Origin of the sequence: Halanaerobium sp. DL-01 (assembly GCF_003338615.1) — a bacterium.
Taxonomy (GTDB): Bacteria; Bacillota; Halanaerobiia; order Halanaerobiales; family Halanaerobiaceae; genus QPJE01.
Window position 1 is genome coordinate 1 of sequence record NZ_QPJN01000075.1, and the last position, 1,346, is coordinate 1,346.

Below are 1,346 nucleotides of genomic sequence, written 5' to 3' on the forward strand. Positions count from 1 at the left end.
AATTCCTAGTCCATGTTCTCAAAGTTTATTCAAATATAATTCAACTTGTGAAAATAGTTTCATTTTTTAGTATAATTAATTTAAAAATTAATTTTTCGGCATTTATAATTATATTACTCTTAACCAATTATATCAATGGTTTAGACAAAATTCGATAAAACTTTGTGAAATTTTGTTACTTATTTTCTATATAAACTCTGGGCAGCCTTTTGGTAAAGCTGGACACAACTTCATAATTAATTGTATCTAATTTTTCTGCCATTTCATCAGCTGTTATCACTTCTCCATTATCTCTTCCCAGTAGAGTAACAATATCTCCCTTTTTAACAGATTTAATATCACTTAAGTCCACCATAAACTGATCCATACATATGCGGCCTATTATTGGAGCTCTTTTACCTTTTACAATAATTTCAAAATTAGAGGACAGCAATCTGCTGTATCCATCAGCATATCCTAAAGGTATTGTTCCTATTTTGCTCTTTTTTTCTGTTACATAAGTTCTGCCGTAACTTATCGGTGTCCCTTTTTCTACTGTTTTAACATAAGCTAATCGGGACTTTAAACTCATTACCGCCTTCAAATCTATTTTTCTTTTCACTTCTTTTGACGGCCAAAGACCATAACTTATTATTCCAACTCTAACCATATCCATCTGCAGTTCTGGCATATCAATAGTTGCAGCACTATTTGCGGCATGTTTAACAGGAATATTTATATCATTTTTTTTCAATCTAGAAATCAAACCTTTAAATAAATTAAACTGCTGAAAGGTAAATTCTTTATCTGCTTCATCTGCAGAAGAAAAATGAGTATATATTCCCTCTATAATTATACTGGAAAGATCATTAACTTTTTTAACAAATTTAAGACCCTGTTTAGCTTTTATCCCAAGCCTGCTCATACCTGTATCAATTTTTATATGTATTTTTGCTTTTTTACCCAGCTTTTCTGCTGCTTTATTAAGTGCCAGCACATCCTGATAATCATATATGGTCTGAATTAAATTGTGCTTAATCACTCTCTCATACTGTTCTTTTGGTGTCCATCCTAAAATTAAAATTGGAACCTCCGACAGACCAGACTTTCTCAGCTCTTCTGCCTCATCCAGAATAGCCACTGCCAGTCGGTCAGCACCGGATTCCAGCGCTTTTTTAGAAATTTCCACTGCACCATGTCCATAAGCATCAGCTTTAACTACTGCTGTTAATAGAGTTCTTTTCTGCAGTTGTTCTTTTATCAGCTTTATGTTGTGCCCATAGTTATCTAAATTGATCTCCAGCCAGGCTGGCCTGATATTATTAAACTTATCCTGATAATTCATAATTACATCTCCCAGACATATT

Annotated in this window: 1 protein-coding gene; it reads right to left on the reverse strand. The window is 32.9% G+C overall.

The features are described from left to right. Positions 1-175 precede the first annotated feature (175 nt). A complete protein-coding gene (gene alr / locus DER71_RS11845) occupies positions 176-1,324 on the reverse strand; it encodes an alanine racemase (RefSeq protein WP_114459029.1) in 1,149 nt (382 codons plus the stop codon). Positions 1,325-1,346: the final 22 nt, after the last annotated feature.